This window comes from Actinophytocola sp. NPDC049390 (assembly GCF_044466355.1).
Classification (GTDB): domain Bacteria; phylum Actinomycetota; class Actinomycetes; order Mycobacteriales; family Pseudonocardiaceae; genus Actinophytocola.
On record NZ_JBITMQ010000009.1, the window covers coordinates 329,476 to 347,965 of the forward strand.

Below are 18,490 nucleotides of genomic sequence, written 5' to 3' on the forward strand. Positions count from 1 at the left end.
CAGCGTAGCGGCGATATGACCCGGCGCCTCGGGTCACAATCACAGACCGTGGACGGCCGGTCGCAGCAGAAACCGCCCTCGCTCGCCAAGGCGAGCGGGTCGATGGCGATCGCCACCCTGGTCAGCCGGATCACCGGGTTCGTGTGGAAGATCCAGCTCGCCTGGGTCGCGGGCCTCGGCGTGGTCAACGACTCGTTCACCGTGGCCAACACGCTGCCGAACATCGTCTACGAGCTGCTGCTCGGCGGTGTGCTGGCGAGCGTCGTGGTGCCGCTGCTGGTCCGCTCGCAAGACGACCCGGACGGCGGCCAGGGCTACACGAACCGGCTGCTGACCGTCGGCATGACCATGCTGTTCGGCGGCACGATCATCGCGGTCGCGCTGGCGCCGCTGCTGACGAACCTCTACATGGACGACTCGGGCGGGTCGGCGAACTCGGAGCTGACCACCGCGTTCGCCTACCTGCTGCTGCCGGAGATCGTCTTCTACGGCCTGTTCGCGCTGCTGTCCGCGATCCTGCAGGCCAAGCACGTGTTCGGCCCGACCGCGTGGGCGCCCGTGATCAACAACCTGGTGATCATGGCGACCATCGGCGCGTACGCGCTCGTGCCGGGGGAGATCTCACTCGACCCGGTGCGCATGGGCGACGTGAAGCTGCTGGTCCTCGGTCTCGGCGTGACGCTCGGCATCGTCGTGCAGGCGCTCGTCCTGGTGCCCGCCCTGCGGCGGACCGGCTTCAGGTTCCGCTGGAACTGGGGCTTCGACGCCCGGCTCAAGGAGTTCGGCGGCCTCGCGCTGTGGGTCGTCGGATACGCCGCCATCAGCCAGATCGGTGTCGTGATCACCACCCGCGTGCTGACGTCGGCGGCGTCGGGCGGTGCCGCGATCTACGCCAACGCGTGGCTGCTGTTCCAGCTGCCGTACGGGGTCATCGGCGTCTCGCTGCTGACCGCGATCATGCCGAGGATGTCCCGCGCGGCCGCCGACGGCGACACGGCGAAGCTGGTCGGCGACCTGTCGCTGGGCAGCAGGATGTCGACGGTGATGCTGGTGCCGATCAGCGCCATGCTCACGATCGCGGGCTCCGCGGTCGGCGTCGCGTTGTTCGCCGTCGGTGAGGCCGACCTCGACGACGCCGCCCGGCTCGGCGACGCACTCGCGTTCTCGGCGTTCGGGATCCTGCCGTACGCGCTGGTCATGCTGCAGCTGCGGGTGTTCTACGCGATGAAGGACTCCCGCACACCCACGCTGATCATGATCGTGATGACGGTCGTGAAGATCCCGCTGCTGTACTTCTGCGCCGACCGGCTCCGGCCGGAGGACGTGGTCGTCGGCGTGCTGCTGGTGAACTCGCTCACCTACGTGGTCGGCGCGGTGCTCGGCCAGATGTGGCTGTGGGTGCGGCTCGGACGGCTGCAGAGTATGCGCGTGGTCAAGGTGATCGTGCAGACGATCGTCGCCGGGGTCGCCGGGGTGCTCGCCGCGTGGGGCGCCACGCTGCTGGCCGACCTGGTGCTCGGCGACGCGGGCCCCACGCTGACCGCGTGGGTCCACCTGGTGATCCAGGGACTCGTGACGCTGGTGGTCGCGTTCGGCCTGCTCGCGGCGTTCCGGGTACCCGAATTGCAGCCCGCCACGCAACGAATCACCCGACTGGTGCGTCGCGGTTAGTAGTCAACGACAGGAACAACGAACCCACGTCACGTACCCTCGTTCTGATACTCACAACAGCGGAGGGTGTCCGTCGCGCGCTGGGCGCTGGGCGGGGAGAGAGCAGTGACCACGAGACGAACCGAGTCCCTGACCGGCGAGTTGCCCCCCGGCGGAGAGCCAGGCGGGGAGGGTTTCCTGCTGCCCGGAGCCGTGATCGGGGACGGCCGCTACCGCCTGCTCGCCCAGTTCGGCCACGACATGCGCGCCGAGGCACAGCTGTGGCGCGCCCGCGACGGGCAGCTGCGCCGTGACGTCGCGCTGACGGTGCTTGTCGGCGACGCTCAGGACGGCCCACGCGCCCAGGCCGCGCGCCGCACGCTGGAGCGGGCCGCGCACGCCGCCGCGTTCACCCACCCGGCCACCGCCCGCGTGCTGGACGTGCTGAGCCTCGGCAACGGCATCTCCCCGGGCGAGGGCCTGCTCGGCATCATCGTCGCCGACTGGTCCTCCGGCACCGACCTGATCGACCTCATCGCCGAGCACCCGCTGCCCGCGGGCAACGCGGCCCGGCTGCTGGAGCCGCTCGCCTCGGCCGTCGAACGCGCCCACCACGCCGGTCTCGTGCTCGGCGTCGACCACCCGCAGCGCATCCGCGTCGGCACCGACGGGATGCTGCGGCTGGCGTTCCCCGGCCCGCTGCCCGAGGCCGTGCCACGCGACGACGTCAAGGGCCTGGGCGCGGTCCTGTACGTGCTGCTCACCGGCCGCTGGCCGCTGCCGGGCGGGCCCGAGGCCATCCCGACCGCACCCGTCTCGCCGGACGGCCTGATCGTGCCGCCGCACGTCCTCGCTCCGTTCATCCCGCCGGGCCTGTCCGCGCTCGCGATCCGCAGCCTCGAGGACACGCAGATGGGCGGCATCCACACCAGCGCGACGCTGCTCGCCGTGCTCGACGAGGCCGCGCGGTCGGCGGAGCGCACCGAGTTCCTCGGGCCCGTCGCCGTCCCGGCCGACGAGGGCGAGGGCGGCGCGGTCTGGACCACCAGACCGCCGATCCGCGACCGTTCCCGCAGACGCAAGCTCGCCATCGGCGTCACCGCGCTCGCGATCGCGGTCGTCGCCATCCTCGCGTGGCTGGGCACGCTGCTCATCGACTTCTTCGGCGACGACCCGGGCAGCGGCGGCGACACCGTGGTCGTCGAGCAGCCCGCGCCGACGAGCGGGAACAGCCCGGCACCCGCGCCGAAGCCGGCCAAACCGCTGCAGCCCGCCTCGATCGAGGTGTTCAACGTCGGCGGCACCCCGGACAACCCGCGCCGCGCCGGTTTCGCCACGGACGGCGACCCCGGCACGGAGTGGCGCACCGACACCTACAAGCAGCAGTTCCCGGCGCTCAAGCCCGGGGTCGGGCTGATGGCGTCGTTCGCGGAGTCGGTGAAGTTCGCGTCGGTGATCATCGAGTCGCCGAGCCCGAACACCGTGGTGGAGATCCGCACGTCGCCGTCCGGCACCCCGTCGCTCGACGAGACCAAGGTCATCGGCAAGGCCACGCTGCAGGGCGGCAGGACCGAGATCAAGCTCGCGAACGCCGAACCGACCCAGTACGTCCTGGTCTGGATCACCCAGCTCGGCGACGGCAACAGGTCCGCGCTGGGCGAGGTGCAGTTCATCCGCGCGCGGTGACCCCTACGCCACCGTGGGCAGGGCCACACCGCGAATGGGTGAACGCGCGACCGATATCCTCCTCACGTGACCACCGCTGCCAGCTCGGACGCCGACCTCATCGCGGCACACGCCGCCGGGGATCCGCGTGCCTTCGGCGAGCTGGTCCGCCGGCACCGTGATCGCATGTGGGCCGTCGCCCTGCGCACCCTCCGGGACCCCGAGGAAGCATCCGACGCGTTGCAGGAGGCGTTCATCTCCGCCTTCCGCGCCGCGGGTTCCTTCCGGGCCGAATCGCAGGTGACCACCTGGCTGCACCGGATCGTGGTGAACGCGTGCCTGGACCGGGTGCGGCGCCGGCAGGCCAGGCCGACCGTGCCCCTGCCGGAGACCGGACCGGGCGAGCCAGTCGCCCCGCGGGACTCGATGTCCGAGCGGGAGACCAAGCTCGTCGTGCAGAAGGCTCTCAACGGCCTGTCCGAGGACCAGCGGGTCCCGATCGTGCTCGTCGACGTGGAGGGCTACTCGGTGGCGGAGACCGCCAAGATGCTCGGCATCGCGGAGGGCACCGTGAAGAGCCGGTGTGCGCGGGGTCGCGCCAAGCTGGCCAAAGTTCTGGGGCATCTGCGGAACCCCGATGCAGATGCGAACGTCCCAGATGGCGCAGTTGAAGGGCGAGACGTGCCGGTGCGGCGCCGCTGGGAGGGACGATGACGGACAGCACGAGGGGAACGGGGGTCCCTAACGGGCCGCCGTGGTCTGTCGACGTGCTCGCCGACCTGCACGCAGGCGCCCTGGACCCGAGGCAGTCCGCGGCACTGTGGGCGCAGGTCAACCGGGACCCGGAGGCGCAGGCGATCCTCGCCGCGCTCGACAGCGTCAAGCACGACCTCGACGGGCTCGACGACGGACCGTTCGAGCCGATGCCCGCGCACTTCGCGGCCCAGCTCGACAACGCCATCGCCGCCGAGGCCGCCAGGACCATGCCCGCCGCTCGGCAGCCGGGCGTCGCCCCGGTCTCCGACATGGCGCAGGCACGCCGCAAGCGCAACCGCAGGATGGGGTGGGTCGGCGGGCTGGTGACCGCCGCGGCCGCCGTCGCCGCGATCACGTTCGTGGCGCTGCCCGGGCAGGAGACGGGCGGCAACCCGGTGGCCGGGGACAAGGGCAACAGCTCGCAGGAGGCGCCCGGCCAGGAGCCGCCGCTCGCGCTGAAGGGCGACGACCTCGGCCCGGCCATCAACGGCCTGTCCGGCAAGAAGGACTACGGCCCCTTCGACGACGAGCAGGGCCTGAAGGACTGCCTGTCGGAGAAGGGGATCGCGGACCCGTCGGTCATCGGTGCGCGGGAGGTGACGCTCGACGGCACGGAGGGCGTGGCCGCGCTGCTCGCAGGCGGCGAGGACGGTCACCGGTTCCGGCTGGTCATCGTGGCGCCCGACTGTTCCGGCGACCTGATCACCGACACGTCGATCGGCTGAGCAACAACACTTCGCGAGCCGCGGGTGGAACCTGGTTTCCGCCCGCGGCTCCGTTATGCGCACGGTCACCACGTACGCGTGGAACAACCGACACCTACGATCGTGTTACACGAGTGCGCAGCAACGAGCGCCCCGCTTCGGAGGTCTGATGTCCGAGAACGTCCGCGACGTGATCATCGTCGGGTCCGGCCCGGCCGGCTACACGGCGGCCGTGTACACCGCACGTGCCCAGCTGGAGCCCCTGGTCTTCGAGGGCACACAGTTCGGTGGCGCCCTCATGACCACCACCGACGTGGAGAACTACCCGGGTTTCCGCGACGGCATCATGGGGCCCGACCTCATGGAGCAGATGCGGGCGCAGGCCGAGCGCTTCGGCGCGGAGCTGCGGGCCGAGGACGTCGAAGAGGTCCAGTTGGACGGCCCGGTGAAGTACGTCACCGCGAACGGCGTCCGGTACGCCGCGAAGGCGGTCATCCTCGCGATGGGCGCCGCCGCGCGGTACCTGCACGTGCCGGGTGAGCAGGAGCTGCTGGGGCACGGCGTCTCCGCGTGCGCCACCTGCGACGGCTTCTTCTTCCGCGACCAGGACATCGCCGTGGTGGGCGGCGGTGACTCCGCGATGGAGGAGGCCACCTTCCTGACCAAGTTCGCGCGGTCGGTCACGATCATCCACCGGCGCCAGGAGTTCCGGGCGTCGAAGATCATGCTGGAGCGCGCGCGGGCCAACGAGAAGATCCGGTGGCAGCTCGACTCCGAGGTGCTCGAGGTGCTCGGCGAGGGCAACGTCGCCGGCGTGAAGCTGCGGAACACGGTCACCGGCGAGGAGTCGGTGCTGGACGTCACCGGCCTGTTCATGGCCATCGGCCACGACCCGCGCAGCGCGCTGGTCAAGGGCCAGGTCGACCTGGACGCGGACGGGTACGTCCAGGTTCGCCCGCACACCACGTACACCAACGTCGACGGCGTGTTCGCCGCCGGTGACCTGGTGGACCGCACCTACCGGCAGGCGATCACCGCCGCCGGCTCCGGTTGCTCCGCCGCGATCGACGCGGAGCGCTGGCTGTCCGAGCACGGTGAGCCGAAGGCCGAGACGGCACCTGAACTCGTCGGCGGCGGCTACGCCCCGACTCAGAACTGAAAGAGGGAGAACATGGCCGGAAACACCGTGACCGTCACCGACGCGTCCTTCTCCGACGACGTCCTGAACAGCGACAAGCCGGTGCTGGTCGACTTCTGGGCTACGTGGTGCGGGCCGTGCCGGATGGTCGCGCCGGTGCTCGAGGAGATCGCCGCCGAGCACGGTGACAAGCTCACCGTCGCGAAGCTGGACGTCGACGCGAACCCGACCGTCGCGCGTGACTACCAGGTCCTCTCCATCCCGACCCTGATGGTCTTCAAGGGCGGCGAGAAGGTGAAGGAGATCGTGGGTGCCAAGCCGAAGGCCGCGCTCCTGAACGATCTGTCCGACTTCATCTGAGCCGTGTGTCCTCTGTGACAACCGTTCAACGGCGCGCACCGTCCTTCAGGTGTGCGCCGTTGTGCCATATGGGGTGAGCGGTTGGACGCGGCACGTGACCCCGCAAGCCGCGGCTCTGGAGACAGGGCACAATAGTGGACCAGCAGACGTGCTGCGACAGGAATGGAAAATCTGCGCCGACTCGGGTCGGTGCCCGATCCGAGCGAGGGGTGCATGCGGGTACTCCGCCGCGGTGACGCGGGACCGGCGGTCGCCGAGGTTCGCGCGACGCTCTCAGGGCTTGGCCTCCTGCCGGCGGATCCGTCAGCCCCTCCGGAGGCTGCGGTCTACGACGAGGCCGTCGCGCACGCGGTGAGCACGTTCCAGCAGCAGCGTGGCCTGATCGCCGACGGCCTCGTCGGCCCGGCCACCTACCGCGCACTGAAGGACGCCACGTACCGACTGGGGGCGCGACCGCTCGCGTACCTCGTGTCGTCGCCGGTCAGCGGTGACGACGTCATGACGCTGCAGGAGCGCCTGCTGGAGCTGGGCTACGACGCGGGCCGCGCCAACGGCGTGTTCGGCGCACAGACCGAGGCCGCGCTGCGGAACTTCCAGCGGGACTACGGGCTGACCGTCGACGGCATCTGTGGTGCCGAGACGGTGCGTGCGCTGCGCCAGCTGTCGCCGCGTGCCCGTGGCGGGTCGCCGGTGCTGCTGCGTGAGCAGGAGCGGGTCCGCAAGGCCGGGCCGCGACTGCGCGGCAAGCGCATCGTCATCGACCCGGGTCACGGGGGCTCCGACACGGGTGTCTCCGTCGGCGGGGTGAACGAGGCCGACCTCGTGTGGGACCTGGCACGGCGCCTCGAGGGCAAGATGGCCGCGACCGGCATGCAGGCGCTGCTGTCCCGCGGGCCCGACCAGTGCCCGACCGAGGGCGACCGTGCGCACTTCGCGAACGAGGTGGGCGGCGACCTGTTCCTGTCGCTGCACTCGGACGCCAACCGCTCCCCGCTGGCGCAGGGCGTGGCGAGCTTCCACTTCGGCACGGCGACCGGCAGCACGTCGACCATCGGGGAGACGCTCGCGGGCTTCATCCAGCGGGAGCTGGTCGTGCGGACCGGCCTGCGGGACTGCCGTGCCCACCGCAAGACGTGGGACACGCTGCGGCTGACCCGCTGCCCGGCCGTGCGCGTGGAGATCGGCTACCTGACCAACGCCGACGACCAACGCCGCCTGACCGACCCGTCCTTCCGGGACGTGGTGGCCGAGGGCATCCTCGTCGCGGTCAAGCGCCTGTACCTGCTGGGCCAGAACGACCAGCCGACCGGCACGTTCACGTTCGCGGACGTCCTCCGGCACGAGCTGGCCAAGGCCGAGTAGAAATCGAATGTTTCACATGAAACAGCCCCGGAGCTGACCACTCCGGGGCTGTTTCGCGTCTACTGCTGTAGCGCGGGGCTCGCCGTGGACACCGAAACGGTGCCCAGGAGCCTCTCCAGGGCCGCTTCGACGTCTTCCTTCCACCCCAGTGCCGAACGCAGCTCCAGGCGCAGACGGGGCCAACGAGGGTGCGGTCTGACCGTCTTGAAACCGACGCTCAGGAGGAAGTCCGACGGGACGACGCACGAGACCTCCTCGTCGGGCTTGGCGTCGCCGAACGACTCGATGGCCTTCACACCGCGCCGGGTCAGGTCCTTGGCCACCGCCTGGACCAGCATCCGGCCGAGGCCGCCGCGGCGGAACTCGGGCAGCACCATGAACCCGGTCAGCAGAACCGCGTCCGGGCTGGGCGGAGAGGTCGGGAACGCCGACGCACGCGGCACGGCGTTCGGCGGGGCGTACAGCACGAAGCCGACCGGCAGCTTGTCGCTGTAGACGATCCGCCCGCAGGAACCCCACTCGAGCAGCACGCTGGAGACCCAGGCCTCTTTCTCCAGCTCGGAAGTGCCGAACTCCTCCGCCTGCTCCTTGAGGTGCGGGGCGAGCTCCCAGTACACGCACGAACGGCTGTGCTTGGGGAGATCCTCAAGGTTGTCCAGCGTGACGCCCACAACGCGTCGCGACACCTGACCTCCCACCCTGGGCCCTTGAACCGGCCCTGACCACCGTGTGCAACGCCAGGATAAGCCTGCCTCAAGGGACGCTGGAACCGGCAAGGGGTGAATATCGGCCCGGTTACACTCGAACGACTGAGTACGCACCGGCTGAAGAGAGCCTTCTCATGTCCCTCGAGCCAACAGGCAGCAGAAGCCTTGACCCGCACCTCGGCCGCTACGCGGCGCGAGCTGCCGGAATGACGGCCTCCGAGGTACGAGCTCTCTTCGCCGTCGCCAGCAGGCCAGAGGTGGTCTCGCTGGCGGGCGGCATGCCGAACCTGGCCGCGTTGCCGCTGGACTCGCTGTCCGGCGAGGTCGCGGACATCATCGCCAAGGACGGTCTGGTCGCACTGCAGTACGGATCCGCCCACGGGCTGCCTGAGCTGCGGGACCAGATCGGCGAGGTGATGGCCCTGGAGGGCGTCACCGGGCACCCGGACGACATCGTCGTGACGGTCGGCTCGCAGATGGCGCTCGACATGGTGACGAGGATCTTCTGTGATCCCGGTGACGTGGTGCTCGCCGAGGGTCCGTCGTACGTCGGCGCGCTCGGCACGTTCGCCGCCTACCAGGCCGACGTGGTCCACGTGGCCATGGACGAGGACGGCCTGATGCCCGACGCGCTGCGCGAGGCGCTCCGGACGGCCGAGTCGGCGGGCCGGCGGGTCAAGTTCCTCTACACGATCCCGAACTTCCAGAACCCGGCCGGTGTGACGCTCGCAGTGCCCCGGCGGGCCGAGATCCTGGAGATCTGCAGGCGGCACAACGTGCTGGTGGTGGAGGACAACCCGTACGGGCTGCTCGGCTTCGACGGTCAGACGTACCCGGCGCTGCGGTCCATGGACCCGGACAACGTGGTGTACCTCGGGTCGTTCTCGAAGACGTTCGCGGCCGGGCTGCGGGTCGGCTGGGTGCTGGCACCGCACGCGGTCCGCGAGAAGCTGATGCTGGCCGCCGAGTCGGCCACGCTGTGCCCGCCCACGTTGAACCAGATGATCGTGTCGCGCTACCTCGCGACGCACGACTGGAAGGGGCAGGTCAAGTCCTTCCAGTCGGCGTACCGGGAGCGGCGGGACGCGATGATCTCCGGGCTGGAGCAGCACATGCCGCCCGGCTGCTCGTGGACCGTGCCCGCGGGCGGGTTCTTCGTGTGGATGACCGTGCCGGAGGGCGTGGACACCAAGGCGATGCTGCCGCGTGCGGTCACCGCGCGGGTGGCGTACGTGTCCGGCACCGGGTTCTACGCGGACGGGTTCGGCAGCAGGCAGATGCGCCTGTCGTTCTGCTACCCGACACCGGAGCGGATCCAGGAGGGCGTGCGCAGGCTCGCGGCCGTGCTCGCCGCCGAGCTGGAGCTGTCGCGCACGTTCGGACCGATCAACGGGCGGCGCGCGTCCGGCCCGCAGGTGCCCGGTCCGGACATCGCGTAGTCTCCTTCCCCCGCAAGCAACTTCGCGTCCACTGTCCACAGTGGACGATCTGGTCCGTTGAGGAGTCGAGCCGTGTCCGATCTCGCCGTGGCGGTGCTGTCCGGAGGTCTGTCCCACGAGCGTGAGGTGTCGCTGCGGTCGGGCAGAAGGCTGTCGGCGGCGCTGCGGTCGGTCGGGCTGACGGTCGACGAGTGGGACGCGGACGCGGCGCTCCTGGAACGGCTGCGGAAGCACCGGCCGGACGCGGTGGTCGTGGCACTGCACGGGGTCGAGGGCGAGGGCGGCTCCGTGCAGACCGTGCTGGAGATGCTGGACGTGCCGTACGTCGGCGCGGACTCGCACGCGTGCCGTCGCGCGTGGGACAAGCCCACCGCCAAGACGGAACTGGCCCGCGCGGGCATCGCGACGCCGGACTGGGTCGTGCTGCCACACAGCACGTTCCGGGAGCTGGGTGCGCAGCCGGTGCTGAACGCGATGGTCGACCGGCTCGGGCTGCCGATGATGCTCAAGCCGGACCAGAGCGGGTCGGCGCTGGGCGCTCAGGTGGTGCGGGACGCGGCTGAGTTGCCCGCCGCGATGGTCGGCTGCCTCGCGTACGGGGACACCGTGCTGGCGGAGCAGTTCGTCGAGGGCGTCGAGGTGGCGGTCGCGGTCGTCGAGGGCGCCGACGGTCCCGTGGCGCTGCCCGCGGTGGAGATCGAGCCGGCGACGGGGATCTACGACTACACCGCCCGCTACACCGCCGGGCTCACCACGTTCCACTGCCCGGCCCGTCTCGACGAGCGGGCGGCCGCGGCGGTGGCGGACCTGGCGGTCGCCGCGCACCGGTTGCTCGGGCTGCGCGACGTGTCCCGGACCGACGCGATCGTCGCGCCGGACGGGACCGTCCACTTCCTCGAGGTGAACTCGTCGCCGGGGCTGACGGAAACCTCGCTTCTGCCGATGGCGGCGGAGGTCGCGGGCCACTCGCTCGGCGACATCTACGCCGGGCTGATCGAACGAGCGGTCGCTCGCACTCGGTGATCGTTGATCATCGGAGAGCAATCGTCACCGTGACGTAAGGCCCTGGGGTGATCCCTAAGCCTCGTCACGAATCCCATTTGTCCCATTTTTCGACATCAGTTCGACGATGCGTTCGAGGTCGTCCACGGACCCGAACTCGACCACGATTTTGCCCTTGCGCTTGCCGAGTTCGACCTTCACGCGGGTGTCGAACGTGTTGGAAAGCCGGTCCGCCACGTCCTGGAGGCCCGGCGCCTGGATCGGCTTGCGCTGCGGGGCGGCCTTCTGCTTCGCGGGCGCCTGCCCCTTGAGCAACACGACCGCTTCCTCGGTGGCCCGCACCGACAGCCCCTCGGCGACGATGCGGGCGGCCAGCTCCTCCTGCTGACCGGCGTCCTCGAGACCGAGCAGCGCGCGGGCGTGCCCGGACGAGAGGACCCCGGCCGCGACCCGGCGCTGCACCGCGAGGGGGAGCTTCAGCAACCGGATCGTGTTCGTGATGACGGGACGGCTGCGTCCGATGCGGGACGCCAGCTCGTCGTGCGTCACCGAGAACTCCTCAAGCAGCTGCTGGTAGGCCGCCGCCTCCTCGAGGGGGTTCAGCTGCACGCGGTGGATGTTCTCCAGCAGCGCGTCCCGCAGCATCGCCTCGTCGGCGGTCTGCCGGACGATCGCCGGGATCTTGCCGAGCTCCGCGCGCTGGGCGGCACGCAGCCGCCGCTCGCCCATGACCAGCTCGTACGAGTCCGGGCCCAGTTCGCGGACCACGATCGGCTGCATGAGCCCGAACTCTCGGATGGAGTGTTCCAGCTCGGCGAGCGCGTCCTCGTCGAAGACCTGACGAGGCTGTTTCGGGTTGGCCTTGATCGCGTCGACCGGCACCTCGCGGTACACCGCACCGGCGACCGTGCCGCTCGGCACCGCGGGCACCTCCGGCGCGGCGGCCGCGACCGGCGGCTTCGGACGCGGTGCGGTCGGCAGCTTCATCGCACCGCCACCCGCGCCGTCCGCCGGTCCCTGTGGGATCAGTGCCGCGAGACCCCGGCCAAGACCACCCTTGCGCTCACTCATGCTTCTACTCCTCGCCGAACGCGCGTTCGGCCATCTCCCGTGCCGCGTCCAGGTAGCTCATCGAACCTCGCGAACCGGGGTCGTACGCGAGCACCGTCTGTCCGAAGCCGGGGGCCTCGGACACCTTCACACTCCTGGGGATCACAGTACGCAAGACCGTGGCGCCGAAGTGCTTCCGGACCTCCGCGGTCACCTGATCGGCGAGCTTCGTACGCCCGTCGTACATGGTGAGCAGGATGGTCGACACGTGCAGGTTCGGGTTGAGGTGGTTCTGCACCAGCTCGATGTTGCGGAGTAGCTGCGACAGACCCTCCAGCGCGTAGTACTCGCACTGGATGGGGATCAGCACCTCGTCGGCGGCGACCATCGCGTTGACCGTCAGCAGGCCGAGCGACGGCGGGCAGTCGATGAACACGTAGTCCGGGTTCAGCTCGTCGAGCGCGCCGGTCGGCAGCGCCGCCTTGAGCCGGGACTCGCGACCCTCCATGCCCACCAGCTCGATCTCCGCGCCGGCGAGGTCGATGGTCGCAGGCACGCAGTAGAGGTTGGGGGACTGGTCGCTGACCGCCGCCGCGTCAGTGAGGGAACACTCGCCGAGCAGCACCTCGTAGATCGACGGCACGCCGGAGCGGTGGTCGACGCCGAGCGCGGTGCTGGCGTTGCCCTGCGGGTCGAGGTCGATCACGAGCACTTTCAGCCCGTGCATCGCGAGCGCTGCCGCGAGGTTGACCGCGCTGGTCGTCTTGCCGACGCCACCCTTCTGGTTGGCGACCGTCATGACGCGGCGGTGCGGCGGCTTGGGCAGGTCGCGCTTGGGGTGCAGCATGCGGGTCGCGCGCTCGGCCTCTTCGGCGATGGGCGTCCACCCGGACACCGCGGTCGCGGCCTCGACGTTGTCGTGCATGGTCCCGCTGGCGCCCTGGACATCATGGCGTCCGGTCATCGATGGCTGCACCTCGCCTCGTTCGACACGTGTTTCACGTGAAACAATCCTCGCTCCATCACTTCTTGGTCCGCCGCGGACCACGCCCACGTGCACCCTGAGGTGGGTCGGAACGTGTGACCACGATGATGGTCGTCGGTACCGCAAGGACGTCGGCGCCACACCGTTCGACCACCGGAAGCGAACCACCCGCACGGGTCACGGCGCCGCCATCGCGTGCCACTTCCTCCGCGGCACTTTCCCCTTTGAGCGCGACCAGCCGGCCGCCCCGCCGAAGCAAGGGAGCACTCCAGCCCCACAGGCGAGCAAGCGGCGCGACCGCTCGCGCGATGACAACATCGGCACCCGCGAGCTGATGCTTGATGGCCGGCTCTTCCGCGCGGCCCCGAACCACACTTGCGGACAGCGAAAGAGTATCGACGACTTCGGTCAACCACGCCACCCGGCGAGCCATCGGTTCCAACAAAGTGAGGTCGAGATCCGGCCGGGCGATGCAGAGCGGTACGCCGGGCAGCCCAGCGCCCGACCCGAGGTCCACCACGCGGGCGCCTTGGGGGATCGCCTCGGCGACCACGGCGGAGTTCAGGAGGTGCCGGTCCCAGAGGCGCTCAACCTCACGGGGCCCGATCAAACCTCGTTCAACGCCGACGGCGGCGAGCAGTTCCGCGAACTGCACCGCCGCCGTCAGAGCGTCACCGAAAACTGTTGTAGCGGTCTCCGGGGGCGGAGACGCGGAGGGCGTCTCAGCCAACCCGGATGCCACCTTCTTCGAATCGATGTTTCACGTGAAACCGTCAGCCCGTCACGACTTGGGGAAGACCACGACGCGCCGCCGCGGGTCCTCACCCTCGCTCTCGCTGTGGACACCGTCGATCGTGGCGACCGCGTCGTGCACGACCTTCCGCTCGAACGGCGTCATCGGCTGGAGACGGACCTTCTCGCCGTCCGCCAGCACGCGCTCCGCGGTCGCCTTGCCGAGGTCCTTCAGTTCCTGACGACGGTCCGCCCGCCAGCCCGCGATGTCCAGCATGAGCCGGCTACGCGTGCCGGTCTCCTGCTGGACGGCGAGCCGGGTCAGCTCCTGCAGCGCCTCGAGCACGTTGCCCCGAGGCCCCACCAGCTTGTCCAGGTCCTCGCCACCGTCGATGCTCACGACCGCCCGGCCGGCCTCCACGTCGAGGTCGATGTCCCCGTCGTAGTCGACCAGGTCGAGCAGGCGCTCCAGGTAGTCCCCAGCGATGTCGCCCTCGCGGACGAGAAGGTCCTCTCCCGACGGCCCCCGGTCACTCTCGTCGGCGACCGCCTCGGCGGTCTGTTCATCGGCGTCGGTTGGCACCGCATCGCGATCGGCGTCCGACTCCTGCACCGTCTCCGGCACGACTTCTCCTCTCCAGGTCCGGATCAGCTCGTGTGTCAGCGCTTCTTCCGGCCTGTGTTCTTATTACGGGAACGGTCTGCGCTCAGACCGGAATTCGTGGAGCCGCCCTTGCCCGTGGCGCCGTTGGCGCTCGCGGAGCCGGTCGACTTGGTGGTGTCGTCCTTGGGACGTGCGGTGCCCGCCGCCTTCGCGTTCGGCGCGGGCTTGGCACCGGCGGCCTTGGCGTTCGGGGCCGGCTTGGCGCCGGGGGCGGGCGCGGTGCCCGGACGCTTCTTCGTCTGGTCCGGCTTGGCACCCGGCTTCGGCGCGAGGCTGGTCCGCTTCTCGACCGCGGCCGACTTCTTCGCCTCTTCCTCGCGGTCGATGCGCTTGTAGACGAGGCGCTGCTGCATCAACGTCCAGGTGTTGTTCGACAGCCAGTAGATCAGCAGACCGATCGGGAAGAAGAAGCCGAAGATCAGCACACCCAGCGGGAAGATGTACAGCGTCAGCTTGTTCATGATCGCGGTCTGCGCGGTGGCCGCCTCGGGGTTCTGGCGCTGGACCGAGTGGCGGGCGGTCAGGTGCGTCAGCACGCTCGCCAGGATCATGAGCGGGATGGAGACGATGATGACCGCGGTGCGGTCCGACCCATACCGCGCGAGCACGTCCGCGGGCTGGGTGATGAAGTTCGACAGACCTGCGCCGAACAGCTTCGCGTTGACGTACGACTCCACGCCCTGCGCGTCGAAGAAGTAGTTCTCGGTGTGGCCCGGCTGGAACGAGCGAAGCACGTGGAACAGACCGATGAACACCGGGATCTGCAGCAGCATCGGCAGGCAGCCGCCCAGCGGGCTGAACCCGTGCTCGCGCTGGAGCTTCTGCATCTCCTGCGCCTGGCGCTGCCGGTCGTTCGCGTACTTCTTCTGGATCTTCTTGATCTCGGGCGCGAACTCCTGCATGGTCCGCATCGAGCGGACCTGCTTCACGAACGGCTTGAACATGATCGCGCGGAGCGTCCACACCAGGAACACGATGCCGAGCGCCCACGCGATACCGCTGGACTCACCGAAGACGTGCCCGAACACCCAATGCCAGCACCAGAGGATGAACGACACGGGGTAGTAGATGAAGTCGAGCACGAGAGCTACTCCTTGGCGGCAGTGTGGTCTTCCGGGCCGGCCTCGGCCCGCTCTTCAGAGTCGGTGTGTCGGGGTGGCACCGGGTCGTACCCACCGGGGTGCCACGGACCGCAGCGCAGCAGCCTGCGCACGGCGAGCCAGGAGCCGCGCAGCGCACCGTGAGTCGTGAGCGCCTCGACGGCGTACGCGCTACAGCTCGGCTCGAACCGGCAGCTGGGGGGAAGCACCGGCGAGATCCAGCGCCGGTAGAAGTTGACGGGCACCAGGAGCACCCGCGCCACCGGACCTGGCCGCCTCGATGTCGCGGGCGTCTGGTCCTCGGTGTCGTGCGTGGTGGTCACTGGGCACCGCCGGAGTCACTGTGTTCGCGGCCGAGCCGCAGCCGCCGGAAGGCGGAGTCGATGTCGCCGCCGAGTTCGGCGCTCGCCGCCGTGGCAGCGGACGGCAGCGCCCGCACGACCAACGTGCAACCCGGACGGACGGTTCCCAGCCGCTCACGCACGACGTGACGAAGGCGGCGGACGACTCGGTGGCGAACCACCGAGTTGCCCACCGCCTTGCTGACCACGAAGCCGACCCTGGGTGCCGCACCGGCGTCAGCCAGTGCCGCATCGATTTCACGCGCGCCGAAGCCCGCGACCTCCTCGGCCGTGATGGCATGCACGACGAGCCTGGGACGCCCAGCGCGGCGCCCCTTCCTGGTCACGAGCCGAAAGTTGTCGCTACCGGTCAGTCGACTGGGCGCGGGGAGCAAACTCAGGCAGACAGGCTCTTGCGACCCTTGCGACGACGAGCCGCGAGGATCGCCCGGCCGGCACGGGTGCGCATGCGCAGACGGAACCCGTGGGTGCGCGCCCGGCGGCGGTTGTTCGGCTGGAAAGTACGCTTGCTCACGGCTGGATCTCCCGGATACTGGCTCGTCGAAAGTACGCTGTCCCCGTCGCGGCCTGACGGCGCGCAGGACTCACCCACAACTGACGGGAGACCTTCACAGCGTACGCACCCCGGCCAGGGCCAACGCACCCGGGGGTGCGTTGGGACCGCTCGACGACACGCCGCGCACACTCAGTGCTTGCTTCCGAACATGCCTTGTGGCATGGCCCGGCGCTTGTTAGCGTGCGTGCTCTTGGTTGGCCAGTCGGGAGTGGGAGCCCGCTGCGCCGCGGAAGTTACGGCAGGCCCTCCGGCGGGTTCCGCTGCGGTTCGCCGTACCTTCGTGCACAGTTGTGGACAACTTGTGGATGCCGCTCGTAGCCGGGCCGCGTCCGCCACGGCTGAGGGGTCGCAGTGATGGTGCATGGCCGGCGAGGGGAGGGGAGCTCGTAGGTGTCCGAGCAGCAGATGAACCTGAGTGTGGTGTGGGAGCAGGTCGTGCGGGAGTTGTCCGCAGGCACGCTCTCCCCGCAGCAGCGGGCGTGGATGCGGGTGACCCGGCCCATCGGATTGCTGGACGGCACGGCGCTGCTCGCCGCACCGAGCGACTTCGCGAAGGACGCGATCGAACGGGCGCTGCGCGACCCGATCACCGATGCGCTGTCACGCAGGCTCGGCCGAGTCGTCTCACTGGCCGTGAAGGTCGACCCCATGGGCACCCAGTCCGCACCGCCGCCTCCGGTCGTCGTGCCGCCGGTGCCCCAGCCGCCACAGCAGCAGCCGCGTCCCGCCGCGCCACCGCCGCCCATGCCGATGCCGCCCCAGCCGCGGCCGGGCACCCCGCGCCCGGGGGTGGGCTCACTCGTCGAGCAGACGCTCGTGATGGCGCCCATCAAGGCAGTGGACCCTAGTAATACTGACAAGCCGCCGAACGGCACCGACACCACGGACAGGACCGACTCGGACAACGACGAGGTGGACGAGGTCGGCGACGCGCTCGCCACGGTCCACGAGATCTGGCCGCCGTTCAACGGGCAGCAGCCGCCGCAGAGCGGGCAGCCGTTCACCGCGCCCGCCCAGCCGCAGACCGCGAAGACCCGGTTGAACGAGAAGTACACGTTCGACACGTTCGTCATCGGCGCGTCGAACCGGTTCGCGCACGCGGCCGCGGTCGCCGTCGCGGAGGCACCGGCCCGGGCGTACAACCCGTTGTTCATCTGGGGCGAGTCCGGTCTCGGCAAGACGCACCTGCTCCACGCGGTCGGCCACTACGCACAACGGCTGTTCCCCGGCATGCGCGTGCGGTACGTGTCGACCGAGGAGTTCACGAACGACTTCATCAACTCGCTGCGCGACGACCGCAAGGTGGCGTTCCAGCGCCGCTACCGCGACATCGACATCCTGCTGGTGGACGACATCCAGTTCCTGGAGGGCAAGGAAGGCACCCAGGAGGAGTTCTTCCACACCTTCAACACGCTCCACAACGCGAACAAGCAGATCGTCGTGTCGTCCGACCGGCCGCCGAAGCGCCTGGAGACCCTGGAGGACCGGCTGCGCACGCGGTTCGAGTGGGGTCTGATCACCGACATCCAGCCGCCGGAACTGGAGACGCGCATCGCGATCCTCCGGAAGAAGGCGGCTCAGGACCGGCTGCCCGCGCCCGCCGAGGTGCTCGAGTTCATCGCGGCACGCATCGAGCACAACATCCGTGAGCTGGAGGGCGCGCTCATCCGCGTCACCGCGTTCGCGTCGCTGAACCAGCAGCCGGTCGACGTCGGGCTCGCGGAGATCGTGCTGCGCGACCTGATCCCCGACTCGCAGGTGCCGGAGATCAGCGTCTCGACGATCATGGCCGTGACGGCCGAGTACTTCAGCGTCTCGATCGACGACCTGTGCGGCCCCGGCAAGACGAAGGCGCTCGCGCAGGCCCGGCAGATCTCCATGTACCTGTGCCGGGAGCTGACCGACATGTCACTGCCGAGGATCGGCCAGACCTTCGGCGGCCGCGACCACACCACCGTCATGCACGCGGAGAAGAAGATCCGCAAGGAGATGGCGGAGCGGCGTCGTGTCTACGACCAGGTCCAGGAACTGACCTCCCGCATCAAGCAACGCGCTCGCGGCTGACACCGAACCTTCTTATGAGGGCACGACTACCCATGCCTGTCGTGTCCTCCGTTGTGGTCTCCGTCGCACTCCCGGCCCCTCGTCACCCGGAAAGGGGATTCATGGCCATCCCCAACCCTGTGCATCGCCTGGGGGCAGACCGGGTCGCCGCTGGGGAGCAGCCTGTGGACAACTGTGGAGGAGCTGTGGAAGAA

Annotated in this window: 19 protein-coding genes; 10 read left to right on the forward strand and 9 right to left on the reverse strand. The window is 69.7% G+C overall.

Going from position 1 to position 18,490, the window contains the following annotated elements; genetic code table 11:
- The first annotated feature begins 15 nt into the window (after window positions 1–15).
- The 7 genes from murJ to ACIBVP_RS25955 all read left to right on the forward strand — a co-directional run bounded on the left by murJ (window position 16) and on the right by ACIBVP_RS25955 (window position 7,635).
- Window positions 16–1,671 (forward strand): murein biosynthesis integral membrane protein MurJ, encoded by a 1,656-nt coding sequence (murJ, locus tag ACIBVP_RS25925; protein ID WP_396108906.1) that lies wholly within the window; start codon window positions 16–18, stop codon window positions 1,669–1,671.
- 105 nt (window positions 1,672–1,776) lie between these two features.
- Window positions 1,777–3,336, forward strand: a complete 1,560-nt coding sequence (locus ACIBVP_RS25930; protein ID WP_396108907.1) for a protein kinase family protein — start codon at window positions 1,777–1,779, stop codon at window positions 3,334–3,336.
- Window positions 3,337–3,402: 66 nt separating this feature from the next.
- Window positions 3,403–4,029, forward strand: a complete 627-nt coding sequence (gene sigM, locus ACIBVP_RS25935) for an RNA polymerase sigma factor SigM (RefSeq protein ID WP_396108908.1) — start codon at window positions 3,403–3,405, stop codon at window positions 4,027–4,029.
- Entirely contained in the window at window positions 4,026–4,796 is a 771-nt protein-coding gene (locus ACIBVP_RS25940; RefSeq protein ID WP_396108909.1) for an anti-sigma factor family protein, read from the forward strand. Before sigM ends, ACIBVP_RS25940 begins: the two co-directional genes overlap by 4 nt.
- Window positions 4,797–4,944: 148 nt before the next feature.
- On the forward strand, window positions 4,945–5,934 hold the full coding sequence (gene trxB, locus ACIBVP_RS25945; RefSeq protein WP_396108910.1) for a thioredoxin-disulfide reductase: 990 nt from the start codon (window positions 4,945–4,947) through the stop codon (window positions 5,932–5,934).
- 12 nt (window positions 5,935–5,946) lie between these two features.
- Window positions 5,947–6,273: a thioredoxin gene (gene trxA / locus ACIBVP_RS25950; protein ID WP_396108911.1), complete on the forward strand. Its 327-nt coding sequence runs from the start codon at window positions 5,947–5,949 to the stop codon at window positions 6,271–6,273.
- 213 nt (window positions 6,274–6,486) lie between these two features.
- Window positions 6,487–7,635, forward strand: a complete 1,149-nt coding sequence (locus ACIBVP_RS25955; RefSeq protein ID WP_396108912.1) for an N-acetylmuramoyl-L-alanine amidase — start codon at window positions 6,487–6,489, stop codon at window positions 7,633–7,635.
- A gap of 59 nt (window positions 7,636–7,694) precedes the next feature.
- Here the strand turns inward: ACIBVP_RS25955 and ACIBVP_RS25960 are convergent, their stop codons facing one another.
- The gene (locus tag ACIBVP_RS25960; RefSeq protein WP_396108913.1) at window positions 7,695–8,321 is read right to left on the reverse strand and encodes a GNAT family N-acetyltransferase; all 627 of its coding nucleotides are present in this window, start codon (window positions 8,319–8,321) and stop codon (window positions 7,695–7,697) included.
- A gap of 155 nt (window positions 8,322–8,476) precedes the next feature.
- On the opposite strand from ACIBVP_RS25960, the gene ACIBVP_RS25965 reads away from it, so the two are divergent.
- Together ACIBVP_RS25965 and ACIBVP_RS25970 are read left to right on the forward strand one after the other, a co-directional pair.
- On the forward strand, window positions 8,477–9,781 hold the full coding sequence (locus ACIBVP_RS25965; protein WP_396108914.1) for a PLP-dependent aminotransferase family protein: 1,305 nt from the start codon (window positions 8,477–8,479) through the stop codon (window positions 9,779–9,781).
- A 72-nt stretch (window positions 9,782–9,853) separates the two neighbouring features.
- Window positions 9,854–10,804: a D-alanine--D-alanine ligase gene (locus ACIBVP_RS25970; protein ID WP_396108915.1), complete on the forward strand. Its 951-nt coding sequence runs from the start codon at window positions 9,854–9,856 to the stop codon at window positions 10,802–10,804.
- A gap of 54 nt (window positions 10,805–10,858) precedes the next feature.
- On the opposite strand, the gene ACIBVP_RS25975 is transcribed toward ACIBVP_RS25970, so the two are convergent.
- The 8 genes from ACIBVP_RS25975 to rpmH form a co-directional block, all read right to left on the reverse strand.
- Window positions 10,859–11,854 carry a ParB/RepB/Spo0J family partition protein gene (locus ACIBVP_RS25975; protein ID WP_396108916.1) on the reverse strand — a complete coding sequence of 332 codons (996 nt, stop codon included), beginning with the start codon at window positions 11,852–11,854 and terminating at the stop codon, window positions 10,859–10,861.
- A gap of 4 nt (window positions 11,855–11,858) precedes the next feature.
- A complete protein-coding gene (locus tag ACIBVP_RS25980; protein WP_396108977.1) occupies window positions 11,859–12,758 on the reverse strand; it encodes a ParA family protein in 900 nt (299 codons plus the stop codon).
- Window positions 12,759–12,855: 97 nt separating this feature from the next.
- Entirely contained in the window at window positions 12,856–13,473 is a 618-nt protein-coding gene (gene rsmG, locus ACIBVP_RS25985) for a 16S rRNA (guanine(527)-N(7))-methyltransferase RsmG (protein ID WP_396108917.1), read from the reverse strand.
- 126 nt (window positions 13,474–13,599) lie between these two features.
- The gene (locus ACIBVP_RS25990; RefSeq protein ID WP_396108918.1) at window positions 13,600–14,175 is read right to left on the reverse strand and encodes a protein jag; all 576 of its coding nucleotides are present in this window, start codon (window positions 14,173–14,175) and stop codon (window positions 13,600–13,602) included.
- Between the two features lie 35 nt (window positions 14,176–14,210).
- Complete coding sequence (yidC, locus tag ACIBVP_RS25995) at window positions 14,211–15,296, reverse strand: membrane protein insertase YidC (protein ID WP_396108919.1); 1,086 nt, start codon at window positions 15,294–15,296, stop codon at window positions 14,211–14,213.
- 5 nt (window positions 15,297–15,301) lie between these two features.
- Window positions 15,302–15,637, reverse strand: a complete 336-nt coding sequence (gene yidD, locus ACIBVP_RS26000; RefSeq protein WP_396108920.1) for a membrane protein insertion efficiency factor YidD — start codon at window positions 15,635–15,637, stop codon at window positions 15,302–15,304.
- Entirely contained in the window at window positions 15,634–16,050 is a 417-nt protein-coding gene (rnpA, locus tag ACIBVP_RS26005; RefSeq protein WP_396108921.1) for a ribonuclease P protein component, read from the reverse strand. Before rnpA ends, yidD begins: the two co-directional genes overlap by 4 nt.
- 2 nt (window positions 16,051–16,052) lie before the next feature.
- Window positions 16,053–16,190, reverse strand: coding sequence for a 50S ribosomal protein L34 (gene rpmH, locus ACIBVP_RS26010; protein WP_184810885.1), 138 nt, complete (start codon window positions 16,188–16,190; stop codon window positions 16,053–16,055).
- Between the two features lie 432 nt (window positions 16,191–16,622).
- Here rpmH and dnaA point away from each other — a divergent pair, with 432 nt between their 5' ends.
- Window positions 16,623–18,296, forward strand: a complete 1,674-nt coding sequence (dnaA, locus tag ACIBVP_RS26015) for a chromosomal replication initiator protein DnaA (protein WP_396108922.1) — start codon at window positions 16,623–16,625, stop codon at window positions 18,294–18,296.
- Window positions 18,297–18,490: the final 194 nt, after the last annotated feature.